Origin of the sequence: Dolichospermum sp. LEGE 00246, assembly GCF_015207865.1 — a bacterium.
Taxonomy (GTDB): Bacteria; Cyanobacteriota; Cyanobacteriia; order Cyanobacteriales; family Nostocaceae; genus Dolichospermum; species Dolichospermum heterosporum.
In genome coordinates this window covers 1-12,906 of the sequence record NZ_JADEWA010000112.1, presented here as the reverse complement: position 1 = coordinate 12,906, position 12,906 = coordinate 1, and the positions used below count along the sequence as shown (strand labels likewise).

The 12,906-nt window shown below is 37.9% G+C and carries 22 protein-coding genes; 6 read left to right on the top strand and 16 right to left on the bottom strand.

Annotated elements, in window-relative coordinates; genetic code table 11:
- Positions 1–94: 94 nt before the first annotated feature.
- The 5 genes from IQ228_RS10145 to IQ228_RS10125 form a co-directional block, all read right to left on the bottom strand.
- Positions 95–334, bottom strand: coding sequence for a hypothetical protein (locus IQ228_RS10145; protein ID WP_168464992.1), 240 nt, complete (start codon positions 332–334; stop codon positions 95–97).
- Between the two features lie 199 nt (positions 335–533).
- Positions 534–917, bottom strand: coding sequence for a DUF6516 family protein (locus tag IQ228_RS10140; protein ID WP_193962785.1), 384 nt, complete (start codon positions 915–917; stop codon positions 534–536).
- Positions 907–1,197, bottom strand: coding sequence for a hypothetical protein (locus IQ228_RS10135; protein ID WP_015079369.1), 291 nt, complete (start codon positions 1,195–1,197; stop codon positions 907–909). Before IQ228_RS10135 ends, IQ228_RS10140 begins: the two co-directional genes overlap by 11 nt.
- Positions 1,198–1,593: 396 nt before the next feature.
- The gene (locus tag IQ228_RS10130) at positions 1,594–1,851 is read right to left on the bottom strand and encodes a type II toxin-antitoxin system RelE/ParE family toxin (RefSeq protein ID WP_193962788.1); all 258 of its coding nucleotides are present in this window, start codon (positions 1,849–1,851) and stop codon (positions 1,594–1,596) included.
- Complete coding sequence (locus IQ228_RS10125; RefSeq protein WP_193962787.1) at positions 1,829–2,050, bottom strand: hypothetical protein; 222 nt, start codon at positions 2,048–2,050, stop codon at positions 1,829–1,831. The genes IQ228_RS10130 and IQ228_RS10125 overlap by 23 nt, the downstream gene beginning before the upstream one ends.
- Positions 2,051–2,583: 533 nt before the next feature.
- Here IQ228_RS10125 and IQ228_RS10120 point away from each other — a divergent pair.
- The 3 genes from IQ228_RS10120 to IQ228_RS27120 are packed head-to-tail and all read left to right on the top strand — an operon-like array spanning position 2,584 to position 3,308.
- Positions 2,584–2,802, top strand: coding sequence for a hypothetical protein (locus IQ228_RS10120; RefSeq protein WP_027401683.1), 219 nt, complete (start codon positions 2,584–2,586; stop codon positions 2,800–2,802).
- Positions 2,795–3,190, top strand: a complete 396-nt coding sequence (locus IQ228_RS10115; RefSeq protein ID WP_193962786.1) for an aspartyl protease family protein — start codon at positions 2,795–2,797, stop codon at positions 3,188–3,190. The genes IQ228_RS10120 and IQ228_RS10115 overlap by 8 nt, the downstream gene beginning before the upstream one ends.
- The gene (locus tag IQ228_RS27120; RefSeq protein WP_255549963.1) at positions 3,183–3,308 is read left to right on the top strand and encodes a hypothetical protein; all 126 of its coding nucleotides are present in this window, start codon (positions 3,183–3,185) and stop codon (positions 3,306–3,308) included. The genes IQ228_RS10115 and IQ228_RS27120 overlap by 8 nt, the downstream gene beginning before the upstream one ends.
- 335 nt (positions 3,309–3,643) lie before the next feature.
- Here IQ228_RS27120 and IQ228_RS10110 read toward each other — a convergent pair whose 3' ends face one another.
- Entirely contained in the window at positions 3,644–4,027 is a 384-nt protein-coding gene (locus IQ228_RS10110) for a DUF6516 family protein (RefSeq protein ID WP_193962785.1), read from the bottom strand.
- The gene (locus IQ228_RS10105) at positions 4,017–4,307 is read right to left on the bottom strand and encodes a hypothetical protein (protein ID WP_015079369.1); all 291 of its coding nucleotides are present in this window, start codon (positions 4,305–4,307) and stop codon (positions 4,017–4,019) included. Before IQ228_RS10105 ends, IQ228_RS10110 begins: the two co-directional genes overlap by 11 nt.
- A 260-nt stretch (positions 4,308–4,567) precedes the next feature.
- On the opposite strand from IQ228_RS10105, the gene IQ228_RS10100 reads away from it, so the two are divergent.
- A complete protein-coding gene (locus IQ228_RS10100) occupies positions 4,568–4,789 on the top strand; it encodes a hypothetical protein (RefSeq protein ID WP_015079365.1) in 222 nt (73 codons plus the stop codon).
- Positions 4,782–5,195 (top strand): hypothetical protein, encoded by a 414-nt coding sequence (locus tag IQ228_RS10095; RefSeq protein ID WP_168695715.1) that lies wholly within the window; start codon positions 4,782–4,784, stop codon positions 5,193–5,195. Before IQ228_RS10100 ends, IQ228_RS10095 begins: the two co-directional genes overlap by 8 nt.
- A gap of 230 nt (positions 5,196–5,425) precedes the next feature.
- Here IQ228_RS10095 and IQ228_RS10090 read toward each other — a convergent pair whose 3' ends face one another.
- The 4 genes from IQ228_RS10090 to IQ228_RS10075 form a co-directional block, all read right to left on the bottom strand.
- Positions 5,426–5,851, bottom strand: coding sequence for a type II toxin-antitoxin system VapC family toxin (locus tag IQ228_RS10090; RefSeq protein ID WP_168464993.1), 426 nt, complete (start codon positions 5,849–5,851; stop codon positions 5,426–5,428).
- Positions 5,838–6,077: a hypothetical protein gene (locus IQ228_RS10085; protein WP_193962784.1), complete on the bottom strand. Its 240-nt coding sequence runs from the start codon at positions 6,075–6,077 to the stop codon at positions 5,838–5,840. Before IQ228_RS10085 ends, IQ228_RS10090 begins: the two co-directional genes overlap by 14 nt.
- A gap of 400 nt (positions 6,078–6,477) precedes the next feature.
- On the bottom strand, positions 6,478–6,825 hold the full coding sequence (locus IQ228_RS10080; protein WP_168695709.1) for a type II toxin-antitoxin system PemK/MazF family toxin: 348 nt from the start codon (positions 6,823–6,825) through the stop codon (positions 6,478–6,480).
- On the bottom strand, positions 6,822–7,139 hold the full coding sequence (locus tag IQ228_RS10075; protein ID WP_015079366.1) for a hypothetical protein: 318 nt from the start codon (positions 7,137–7,139) through the stop codon (positions 6,822–6,824). Before IQ228_RS10075 ends, IQ228_RS10080 begins: the two co-directional genes overlap by 4 nt.
- A gap of 190 nt (positions 7,140–7,329) precedes the next feature.
- Between IQ228_RS10075 and IQ228_RS27115 the strand changes: the two genes are divergently transcribed.
- Positions 7,330–7,452: a hypothetical protein gene (locus IQ228_RS27115; RefSeq protein WP_255549962.1), complete on the top strand. Its 123-nt coding sequence runs from the start codon at positions 7,330–7,332 to the stop codon at positions 7,450–7,452.
- 419 nt (positions 7,453–7,871) lie between these two features.
- On the opposite strand, the gene IQ228_RS10070 is transcribed toward IQ228_RS27115, so the two are convergent.
- The 5 genes from IQ228_RS10070 to IQ228_RS10050 form a co-directional block, all read right to left on the bottom strand.
- Positions 7,872–8,177 carry a hypothetical protein gene (locus IQ228_RS10070; protein ID WP_027401691.1) on the bottom strand — a complete coding sequence of 102 codons (306 nt, stop codon included), beginning with the start codon at positions 8,175–8,177 and terminating at the stop codon, positions 7,872–7,874.
- A complete protein-coding gene (locus tag IQ228_RS10065; protein ID WP_193962783.1) occupies positions 8,174–8,725 on the bottom strand; it encodes a DUF6036 family nucleotidyltransferase in 552 nt (183 codons plus the stop codon). The genes IQ228_RS10070 and IQ228_RS10065 overlap by 4 nt, the downstream gene beginning before the upstream one ends.
- Positions 8,726–9,374: 649 nt before the next feature.
- Complete coding sequence (locus tag IQ228_RS10060) at positions 9,375–10,721, bottom strand: hypothetical protein (RefSeq protein WP_193962782.1); 1,347 nt, start codon at positions 10,719–10,721, stop codon at positions 9,375–9,377.
- 246 nt (positions 10,722–10,967) lie between these two features.
- Positions 10,968–11,888: a hypothetical protein gene (locus tag IQ228_RS10055; RefSeq protein ID WP_193962781.1), complete on the bottom strand. Its 921-nt coding sequence runs from the start codon at positions 11,886–11,888 to the stop codon at positions 10,968–10,970.
- Between the two features lie 237 nt (positions 11,889–12,125).
- A partial coding sequence (locus tag IQ228_RS10050; RefSeq protein WP_193962780.1) for a site-specific integrase occupies positions 12,126–12,906 on the bottom strand: 781 nt, incomplete at its 5' end.

The following is a 12,906-nucleotide window of genomic DNA, read 5'->3' as shown; positions in this document are numbered from 1 at the left end:
AATAAATTGCTGATTAGCTAAATCTTGAAATCGTTTTTTGGCGGCTATATGAACTGTATCTTTTTTATTGGCAAGAGCTAACCAAAAGCCTGTATCAACTATGATCATATTTTTGATTAAGTTCACGATCTAAGTAGTTTTTATAGTTTTTTGAGAGGTCTGTTTCAGCTTCTATGCAACCGATAAAGTCTGACCAGTCTGGCAAGGAATTTTCTGAGGATTTTTGTTGATTCAGAAGATAGCGTTTTTTCAGGACTTCTACGAGTTCGACTATGATTTGTTGTGCATCGGGAGGAAGAGACTCAATATCTTGTTGAATTGTATCTAAGTTCATAATCTCATTTTCCTGTTTTCCTGATTATAGTTTAGCGAAAAATGTTCTTACCCAAGCAATCAGATAAGGTGCGTTACATTCCATTAATGCACCCTACAGGATATGAGATCGCTTACCCATGAGATCGCAGTTAATCCCAGTCAAGGAAGCACAAGACAATGGAATTTGAGCAATTACTAGGTCGCGCTTCAGTATCGCACTATCCTAATATTTTTTTAACCTCATTGAGTACCTCATTTAAAAAAGGAGCATCTGATTTAATCACATTATCCTCACTTCCATCATGTTTATGATGAGGAAAAGTAGGGAGATTTAATTTTCGATGATGTTCAGTATTGTCATAACGAAAAATTAGTTTATTTTCTGAATCCATATATTGATAACTATACATTTTTCGATCTATGGAGATTTCAACATAGACAAATTCTCGTAAATGCAGCAAAGAATTATCTTCAAAATCAATTTTTCCTTTGATCAATCCTTCATATATTCCTCTTTTTTCACTTTCAATCTTGAATATTTTGACAATTTCTGAAGATTCAATTAAAAGCTGAATCTGTTGAAAATGATTTTCAATTAACAAAATCAATCTCCTCTATAGACTCTTTCATTTGTTGTAAATGTGTCAGCATTCGAGATTCGCCAATCCATTCATCAAAATCAAAATTATGGGATAATTCATCATTATTAAAACGGGTTATAAATTCCTTTGTTGATAATTGATACTTGGTTTCCAATTCTATAATTCGTTCTTCTGTTCTTTTTATTCCTGCTATTACACTTTGTAATCTTTCTGATAAAGCACTTTCAATAATTCGTCTGAGGGAATCTGGATCTTTTGATCTTAGTTTGAGTTCAGCCATTATTTTTTCTCTTCTGATACTGTGCAGTCTAAAAGATGTTCTTGGGGTGAGTAGTTGTTATTCCTTTTTTTATTCTATCACTTGATAATCAAGACGGTAAATACAAGATCGGCGATCTGCTTGCAGCAGCGCTTCGCGATCGCTTACCCATGAGATCGCAGTTCATAGTAGTTAAGGAAGTACAAGAAAATGGATTTTGAGCGATAGCGAAGCGCTCCGTAGGAATCGCATTTCTCCAATATCAGCGATCGCACGATCGCAGTTAATCGCAGTTAAGGAATCGCTTTTGTCAAAGATGTTTAACGATGAAATTATAAGGTGCTTTACATTCCATTAACGCATCCTACAGGATTGGCGATTCCTGCGGAGCGCAACGCTTACGCTTGTGACAACGGGCTAATTTAAAAAACTTTCATATTCATCATGATTACCGATCCAAATCCAATAATAATCGTCACCCTTTTTCAAGGCTAACGCTCGATATCCACCACTGACACGGGCAGACCAAAGATTTCTACCGACTTTTTTGAAGTGCAAAGAGGGATGAAGTGAGTTTTCCTGCCAAAGCTGATAAGCCTTCCGCGCTTGCTCTTGCATCTCAGGTGACAAATTAGCATACGCTTTCCAAAACTCAGTCGTCGCAAAGGATTTCATCAAGATCCCTCACGTTGTTCGCTGTAATATCTTTTTCTGCCTGAGCAATGAGGCGATCTAATTTCCCTGATCCTAAATCTGCCTCAATTTGACGATCCCACCTCTCATCAAGATATTCTTGAATCCATTTTGCCAGATCACGAACTTCACTTTCTGGTAATTGCTTGATTACTGATTCAACTTCTAGCCGAGTAGTCATACAAGATTTTACATTTAAAGAGTTTCTCTTTTCTATATTATCACCAACTTTGACATTGAAACGCCACTACATGGTAGCTATTTGACCAATCGCTTTTATTAAAGATGAAGAAGTGATAAGGTACGTTACATTTCATTAACGCACCCTACAAGATTGGCGATTCCTGCGGAGCGCTTCGCTATCGCATTAACCCAATATTAGCGAACTGACAAGTCAGCGCTTACGCTATCGCAGTTAATCCCAGTTAAGGAAGCGATTCCTACGGAGCGCTTCGCTATCGCATTAACCAAATATTAGCGAACTGACAAGTCAGCGCTTACGCTATCGCAGTCAATCCCAGTTAAGAAAGCACAAGACAATGGATTTTAAGCGATAGCGTTCACGGTAGCGTCTCGTTCGCGTAGCGTTCCGAAGGAATAGAGATAGCGCTCCGCAGGAATCGCTTTTCTCAAAGATGTTTAACGGACTCGTTAGACTTTACCTCACAGATGACTTATGATCAATATATTATTGCCTGTATGGAAGTTTAAACTATGTCACTTACTGAGTTAATTCCTCTGGTCAACAATTTGAGTCAGTCAGACAAATTATCACTCTTCAAACTCCTAGCCACACAAATCCCAGACGCTGAACTACAAGTTATTTTTTCTGCATCAGAGTACCCGGTTTGGTCGCAATATCACGCAACGGAAGCTGCAAACATTCTAATGCAGATGATTCAGGATAACAAAGAAACATCAACTCATGCGTAGTACAGTTGAGTTTCCCTTTTCTGACGATGAAGCATTACCCACAATTCCTGTCATTCTAAGTTATGCAGACTCTTCTGTTTCTGCAAATGCACTGCTGGATACTGGGTCTACTGTCAATGTTTTACCTTATGATATTGGGTTACAATTAGGCGCGATTTGGGATAATCAAACTGTTCGCTTGCCATTGGCTGGAAATCTTGCAAAGGTTGAAGCAAGGGGGTTATTTGTGCAAGTTCAAATTGGAAATCTAGAACCCGTTCGTCTAGCATTTGCCTGGGTAGAAGCCTCTAATGTACCCTTAATCCTGGGACAAACAAACTTTTTTCGAGAATTTGATGTCTGTTTTGAGCGATCAGAATGCAAGATAAAAATTATCCGAGGTGATTAGCGATCGCACTCAAACCACAACTGGCGATCGCAGCACAAGACAATGGATTTTGAGTGATCGCTTACCCATGAGATCGCAATTAATCACAGTTAAAGAATCACAAGACAATGGATTTTGAGCGATCGCTTACCCATGAGATCGCAATTAATCACAGTTAAAGAATCACAAGACAATAGATTTTGAGCGATTCCTAGGTCACGCTTCGCTATCGCACTAACCGAATATTAGCGAACTGACAAGTCAGCGCTTACGCTATCGCACTTAATCACAGTTAAGGAAGCACAAGACAATGGATTTTAAGCGATTCCTAGGTCACGCTTCGCTATCGCATTTCCCCAATATTAGCGAACTGACAAGTCAGCGCTTCGCTATCGCAGTTAATCCCAGTTAAGGAAGCACAAGGAAATGGATATTGAGCGATTCCTATGTCGCGCTTCACTATTCACTATCGCACTATCCTAATATTTTTTTAACCTCATTGAGTACCTCATTTAAAAAAGGAGCATCTGATTTAATCACATTATCCTCACTTCCATCATGTTTATGATGAGGAAAAGTAGGGAGATTTAATTTTCGATGATGTTCAGTATTGTCATAACGAAAAATTAGTTTATTTTCTGAATCCATATATTGATAACTATACATTTTTCGATCTATGGAGATTTCAACATAGACAAATTCTCGTAAATGCAGCAAAGAATTATCTTCAAAATCAATTTTTCCTTTGATCAATCCTTCATATATTCCTCTTTTTTCACTTTCAATCTTGAATATTTTGACAATTTCTGAAGATTCAATTAAAAGCTGAATCTGTTGAAAATGATTTTCAATTAACAAAATCAATCTCCTCTATAGACTCTTTCATTTGTTGTAAATGTGTCAGCATTCGAGATTCGCCAATCCATTCATCAAAATCAAAATTATGGGATAATTCATCATTATTAAACCGGGTTATAAATTCCTTTGTTGATAATTGATACTTGGTTTCCAATTCTATAATTCGTTCTTCTGTTCTTTTTATTCCTGCTATTACACTTTGTAATCTTTCTGATAAAGCACTTTCAATAATTCGTCTGAGGGAATCTGGATCTTTTGATCTTAGTTTGAGTTCAGCCATTATTTTTTCTCTTCTGATACTGTGCAGTCTAAAAGATGTTCTTGGGGTGAGTAGTTGTTATTCCTTTTTTTATTCTATCACTTGATAATCAAGACGGTAAATACAAGATCGGCGATCTGCTTGCAGCAGCGCTTCGCGATCGCTTACCCATGAGATCGCAGTTAACCACAGTTAAGGAAGCACAAGATAATTTGCTCCAAAGAGAGTGTTACAATGAGACAGAGTGCAAAAAACTAGAATCTGTATCTTTCGTTGAACTTATGCTAACAACCACTCAGTTCGCTCCCATACTTAGGCAATTATCTCACTCCGATAAGCTCTTATTACTTAATTTCCTTGTAGCCGAGTTGCTCAGGGAGTCTGGTATTGTACCGATGTCTATTCAAGATGATGTCCATAGACAAGGTTTACATGACTCTTTTGAGGCTGCTGCCATTTTAGCTCAAGCATTAAAAGAGACACAAGAATTGACTCATGGTTAATAAAGTAAGATTTGCCTTCACTGAGGTAGATCCCAGTCTTGGAGCATTAAGTACACTTCCTTATTTACCACTGAAATTAACGTATCAAAATCAGTCTTTGAACGTTTCGGGTCTGTTGGATACTGGCTCTAGCGTTAATGTCTTGCCTTATGAAATGGGATTAGCATTAGGCGCAGTCTGGGAAAATCAAAGGTTGTCTTTGCCATTAGGCGGTAATTTAGCTAGATTTGAAGCTCGTGCATTAGTTGTGAAAGCCACTGTTGAACAATTCCCTGCTGTGGATTTGGCTTTTGCTTGGACACAAGATAAGTATGCACCGTTAATACTAGGACACATGAACTTTTTTCTTGCGTTTGATGTGTGTTTTTACAGATATGACTTGGTATTCGAGATTAGTCAAAGGTAGTTTTATTAAGAATTGTTTCAACATCTTTCTCAGGCTCATCACAATCTTGAATTAACTTGAGAACTACTTTAGCATAAGCAATTCCACTGCTTGATTCTGAAGGATGGCGAACTGCTTGCAGCAGAGCTTCGCTATCGCTTACCCATGAGATCGCAGTTAATCATAGTTAACGAAGCACAAGATAATGGAAATTGAGCGATCGCTTCCCTCGCCATAGGCATCGCACTACATCATAAAAATTCATGAAAGAGGTTATCGAACGGTTCTGTATTTTTCCAGCGATAGGTGTTAAAATCTCGATAATCAACCGATAAAATTTGGCCATGACCTAATTCTTCTGCCAGGATAACGAGAGAAGCATCGGCTAAATCCATCGGTAAATCTTTATATTTTTCCATCAGTTCTTCAATACGCTGGCAATGATGTTGTTTCGGATCAAATATTTGTAGCTTTCCTGTAGAAATTTTATTAATAAAGATTTTTGGAGCATCCACTCCTACTCTTTTTTGTAATAGATAGCACGTTTCTGTGACGACGCACCAGGTTGTAATAAATTGCTGATTAGCTAAATCTTGAAATCGTTTTTTGGCGGCTATATGAACTGTATCTTTTTTATTGGCAAGAGCTAACCAAAAGCCTGTATCAACTATGATCATATTTTTGATTAAGTTCACGGTCTAAGTAATTTTTATAGTTTTTTGAGAGGTCTGTTTCAGCTTCTATGCAACCAATAAAGTCTGACCAGTCTTGCAAGGAATTTTCTGAGGATTCCTGTTGATTCAGAAGATAGCGTTTTTTCAGGACTTCTACGAGTTCGACTATGATTTGTTGTGCATCGGGAGGAAGAGACTCAATATCTTGTTGAATTGTATCTAAGTTCATAATCTAATTTTGCTGTTTCCTTGATTATAGTTTAGCAAAAAACGATTCCTGCGGAGCGCTTCGCTATCGCACTAACTCAATATTAGCGAACTGACAAGTCAGCGCTTACGCTATCACAGTTAAGGAAGCACAAAGAAATAGATATTGAGCGATAGCGAAGCGCTCCGTAGGAATCGCTTACCCATGAGATCGCAGTTAATCATAGTTAACGAAGCACAAAGAAATAGATATTGAGCGATAGCGAAGCGCTCCGTAGGAATCGCTTACCCATGAGATCGCAATTAATCGAAGTTAAGGAAGCACAAGACAATGGATTTTGAGCGATCGCTTTGATCGCTTTTCTCAAAGATGTTTAACAGCCCCGTTAGACTGTACCTCACAGACTGCTGTTGAAACGAGACTAAAGTCCCAAACAATAGCGAACTACGGTTTCTATGTCCTGCATTTTAGCATCTGAGAGTTTGCCAGAAGGCTGGCTAGGAAAACGCTTTAAATCAAGTGAACGAATTTGAAAGCATAGAAATACTGTCTCGATTAATAATCCAGTTTCTTCAGGTAAACACCTCACATTTGTTGGGTAGTTTTTGGTGATATTTGTTCCTTTTGTACCAACAACTACTGTAACAACTAATGGTAATTGATTAATAGCATCTACAGAAAGCACTAAAACAGGACGCTCTCCTGCTTGTTCTCTACCTTGAACTGGATTAAGATTGACGAAGTAAATTTCAGATCGCTGAACGCTCATAACCTTTCTATTCCATCCAGTTCAGAGATTTCAAACTCAGCATTAATTAGACCTATCTCTCTTTGGATCTCTGGATCATTTGCCATATCAGTTAAGCTTGTCTCAATCAAAGTCCGCATTTTTAATGTATTAATTAGTTTAGGGTCGTTTAGGCTTATTGGTTGGAATATCTCCTGATCACCGTCTACCTGATCAATCAACTCAGGTAATAAGACAATAACCTTAACACGACTGCCGTAAGGAAATGTTAATGCTTGGTCTAAATTAATCTGCCCATTTGTGTTTACTGTCCCTACTAACTCAACAGCTTTCATAAAGCCTCCTTTGTTTTTTACATCAGTTAATCAAGTCCCCATATTTCTATTTAAGTTAAATTTCCTCCTGGTTGATCAAGAAAATGGATTTTGAGCGATTCCTGCGGGGCGCTTCGCTATCGCACTAACCCAATATTAGCGAACTGACAAGTCAGCGCTTACGCTATCGCAGTGAAGGAAGTACAAGAAAATGGATTTTGAGCGATCGCTTACCCATGAGATCGCAGTTAATCGAAGTCAAGGAAGCATAAGAAAATGGATTTTGAGCGATCGCATTAACTCAATATTAGCGATCGCAGTTAATCCCAGTTAAGGAAGTACAAGATAATGGATTTTGAGCGATCGCATTTCCCCAATATCAGCGATCGCACTAACTCAATATTAGCGATCACAGTTAAGGAAGCACAAAGAAATAGATATTGAGCGATCGCTTACCCATGAGATCGCAGTTAATCCCAGTTAAAGAATCACAAGATAATGGATTTTGAGCGATCGCATTAACTCAATATTAGCGATCGCTTACCCATGAGATCGCAGTTAATCCCAGTTAAGGAAGCACAAGATAATAGATTTTAAGCGATTCCTACGGAGCGCTTCGCTATCGCATTTCCCCAATATTAGCGAACTGACAAGTCAGCGCTTCGCTATCGCAGTTAATCCCAGTTAAAGAATCACAAGATAATGGAAATTGAGCGATAGCGAACTCCGTAGGAATCGCTTTTCTCAAAGATATTAAACAGTAAATTTAGCGGGTTTATATTTATAACTGAGTTCAAGAGCATTGCAAAAGCTATTTAGTTGATTAAGCAAAGCATTATAGTAAATGTAAGCATCCTCTCGTTCATCTTGGAGAAGGGCATATAAAGTTAGCTCTGGTTCTGGAGCTAAGTGATTTTTAGGGATATCTAAACCAGCTTCAGTTAAGCGGGTTGACGCGATCGCCGCTAACAATGCTCCAATTGTCTTGGACTCACCACTGCGAAGATCACTTAGTCCAGGTAATATTATTTCTGCACCTGGTAACTCATTAAGATTCATGATTGATCATCCTCCAGGTTATTTTCACAACGTTCAATAAATTTCTCGACTCTGCTTCTAAGCATATCAGGATTAAGAGATGGGAATCTGATTAGTTCAGGTACAATCGCTTCAAAGCAATTCTGTAGATCACTCAAAGAGAATAATTTCTGTTTGTACATGGCTTCAATATCTTTAATATCACGGTCAAATCCCCTGGATAGTTTAGAAAGAGCTTGGGCTGTAAAATCATAGTGATAAAACGAAATTTGACCTTGTTTGCCAATGAATACGCTTCTATCACGCCATCCTGGAAGAGGTGGCAAAAAATCCTGCGGAGATGCTAATTCGATATTAATGTTTAATTCTTGTTTGAGTTTGGAGATCGCCTGAAAAATGCCTGGTGGTTCAGGATCTAGACGAAGATCAACATCAACTGTGGAGTTACGCCATCCAATTAGTAGCGCACTAGCTCCTCCTGTAAAGTAGATGCAGCCTGAACCCTGTGCTTCTCTACCTAAAACTTGCATCAGACGTTCTAACTTTTGAGTGTCAATGTTTGCACGCATATTTTTATTGATTTATTTGTTTGGATATTGAGCGATCGCAGTTAAGGAAGTACAAGATAATGGATTTTGAGCGATCGCATTTCCCCAATATTAGCGATCGCATTTAATCACAGTTAAGGAAGCACAAGAATATGGAAATTGAGCGATCGCATTAACCAAATATTAGCGATCGCAGTTAATCACAGTTAAGGAAGCACAAGGAAATGGATTTTGAGCGATCGCTTACCCATGAGATCGCAATTAATCACAGTTAAGGAAGCACAAGAAACTGGAAATTGAGCGATCGCTTACCCATAAGATCGCAGTTAATCCCAGTTAAGGAAGCACAAGACAATGGATTTTGAGCGATCGCACTTACCCATGAGATCGCAGTTAATCATAGTTAACGAAGCACAAGAAACTGGAAATTGAGCGATTCCTAGGTCACGCTTCGCTATCGCATTAACCCAATATTAGCGATCGCAATTAATAGTAGTTAAGAAAGCACAAGAAAATGGCAATTGAGCGATCGCTTACCCATAAGATCGCATTAATCGCAGTTAAAGAAACACAAGATAATAGATTTTAAGCGATCGCATTTCCCCAATATTAGTGATCGCAGTTAATCCCAGTTAAAGAATCACAAGATAATGGATTTTGAGCGATCGCACTACCAACTTGGATCGCGTTGCGAAAGGTCGTAACGAGGTTGAATACCCTGAATTGAATATAGGCTTCTCTCCCTGTATTGTCCTCCATAGCCAAGTCTCCACAGAACTACCTCATCCGCCCATTGAACCGCTTTCTGCACTACTTCCCACTGTTGCATATCAGTTAATGGGAGTGCAATAGATTTAGCATGAGTAGAATTGTTTCGGATAGCCACAAAGTCATCTACTACTAAATTGTCACCTATTATCCCTAAACGAGAAAGGAGTTCGTTAATGCGATCTTTCAAGCAGAGCCGCTTGAATTGATTGTTACTGAAAGTTCCTTCTTCCACTAAAATTATTCGAGCAAGGTTTTCTAATAACGTTCCCAATGCATTGGCTACAACAGGTAGCAAAACATTTCTTCTACGTCCAGATGCTCTTGGTATTGCTTGAAAATACCACTCTAAAAGAACAATCCATTTCTCGCTCCAGTGAGGAGTTTGCAACATTCGTTGAAAAGCTGGAAAACATTGAACAAAATCCAACAAGTCTTTGATGCCAAAATATCTGATACAACCTTGTCCCAATTCCTCTTGCGGAACGATTAAAGGTGCTTCAGCCAATGAGGCTACATTTTCCCTACTTATTCGATCTGTTCCCACGTCCACAAATTTCTTTGCAATTGCATAGATTGGTTTGACATACCCTCCATTTATATACGACAGCATTAAACATAAATGTGAGAGAGTTTTACTAGCATCAGACAGGGAAATATTTAATAGGTCTTGAATTTTGGTAGAAGGTTGTTGTGTCTGAAAGAGGCGAACTTTCAAGGTGATCATTGAACCTCTATTCTGAGCCTCTGGTTTCAGCCAATCTAAAGCATCTTGATTTGTAGAAAATTCAACACTCCAATCGTTACTGATCTCTACTACAAAAGATTCACATTTTAATGCTTTGGTTATGGCCGCAAGATCACTACCTGTAGCCTCTCTCAAAAAATCTGTATTCGGTAGGTAGAAATCAAAACAGTGAGCATCTGCGTTTATATCTCCGTATACAGCTTGCTCTGCATAACCCCTGCTTTGTCGTCTTTTCCCACCTCGAAATGTAACCATTGGCTTTTCAACTACAAACTGAGGATCTGAACCATCCCAAGAAGTCAGTGTTTGGGGTGGTGAATTAGAACAGAGAAAGTCAAAGTTATATTCCCCTCTGGCTGTTTCAAACTCCCAATTAATTCGCGGAGTTTGATTAATCGTAAGCCAAACTGTCAAACGACCTTCGAGATTATCTAAATGTCCAATATTGTTAAATAACTCTACATTCTCTTGCTGACCAACAAGATCCTTATCCAAAAACATCTTTATATATTTCCCGTATATCGTCAATATCCACCTATTATACAAAAAAAATTCCAGATAACTACGTAAGTATGGTTGGATAGTAAGAATTTTTCTGGCTATCACCCTTTTCAGAGTAATAGACAGAATGATTCGGTATATAAAACCCATGCTTAAACAAACAAGAATAAATTATTTTTGTGATTCCTGGTTTAATGGAATAGGGTTAGAAAGTCAGTGATCGCTTTTCTAAAAGATGTTTAAAGTTCAGCTTTTAAGCCTCATCAAAATGTCATTTTGCATTTGCTGCTCATCTTCAGGTTTAGGACTCCGACGAAGCCAATTCTTTCTACTAAAATGCCATCTACCTACATCTAAAACTAAAACACGTAAATCTTTTTGAGAGGAACTACACTCAAAAAGATCAAGAATAGTGTTATAGATATTAAGACTGTTTACACCAGCAATACCTGGGGCTTTATCCAGGCAGTACATTAAAAACTCCTTAAGCTCTCTGTTTTTCGGCTCAAGAACCATATGATTTAAGAGAGATATCAAAAAAGCTTCATAAGAGGTAGGATCAGGTCTACTAACAAATTTAAGAGTAGATATTAACGAAGACGCTAATTCCTTATCTGTAGGGTTCTGAGTTATTCTTTGTAACAAAGAGGCTGATAACTTTTCCATTAGACTTACCAGCATCCTCTTAACTGCATTCTCCTCAAATTTAGAGAAGTCCAGGCTATTTAACCATCTAGATACTTCTATAAAATCCTCATTGTCATTATTCTCTACCTTTTTGATTAAGCCTTCGAGTTCTTCTTTCTTAATTAAAAGAGCTTGAACTTGTGATAAGTTGTTTAAGGTATATGTTTTAGTGGGTTCTTGAGCTTTGAAGTACCATTGCCCAGATTTAAATGTCAAGTTCATTACCTCTGGATCATTGGGATTATCCATGAGAATCTTTAAAACTCTGTCATAAACTGGCACTGAGTCCACATTCCCTAAACCTCTTAGCTTGTTTAGCCCCATTAGAAATTCTTGATGTCTCTTAGGATTTAGCGGGTCAGCCTCTAGATACTCCAATAACTCATCACGCTTCTTCAAAGCTTGGAGTCCTAAGTAGATTGAAGTTCCAATGTATATCCAGGAAAACATATCCTGTGATTGCTTTTTGTCATTGTACATCTTAGATCCTACCTGCTCATTAATGTTCAATATCTAGTAAATTACATTTCATCCTGTTACAGATTCACATAATGCCACTGTATATATACCCGATTTTGTAGGTAAATACAAGCTTTTTAGTATATTTATCGGTGATATCCAGAAACTTTCCGCATAACATCCTAATTAGGACATTAGACAGAACTTTCAAGATGTTCTTAACCGCGATGATAAACCTGTTCCCAGTCCTCTACATTTTTACTTCCCAAAAATTTCCAACTTTTCCATCTCCAACCTCAACCTTTCATTCTCCATCCTTAACGCCAATATTTCATTTTTCTGCAACTCAATTAACGACCTTTGACTAATTACCTCACCAAAGGCTTTTTTCCGGTTTTCAATCCCAAACCATCTTTGATAGGTTTTTGTATGTTCATCAACAGTATGACCTAAATTATCTGCTGCGGCTTTAATTGGTATTCCCTGAAGATGCGCTCGAATCGCGCAACCATGACGCAAATCATAAGGTTGAAACTCAATTCCCACCTTTCTAAACCATCTGGATATATCTCTTCGCATCCAATTAATATTTTGTACAGATGCAATTTTTGCCACTTTTATTTCTAAAATCTTTAATGGTTTGGGATTTTTTAAATCAAATAATTCTATCCATTCAGGAACAAAAGGAATAACTTCTCGATATCCAGTTTTAGTATTTTTATTCACCTTCCAAGTATGATCTATATTTTGGGGAGACATCCACCAATTAATATCTGGTTGGACAAATAGTTCCCTTGGTCTTAATCCATAAGTCGCCAACATTCCATATACCCAACGCCACATTTCCCAAGTGTCTATTTCATCACTAATATTTGTATTTTTGCGGTTGAGGGCAAATTTTTCAAACAGGTCAAAAGCAGATATTATTTTTTCATCTTCAGGAATTTCTCGATAAGCAGGAGTGACATGATCTCGTTTGACATCGAGTTGAAATCCTAAATTAAAGGTTTTAATCAAAACAGAAGTTACTGCTATTAGT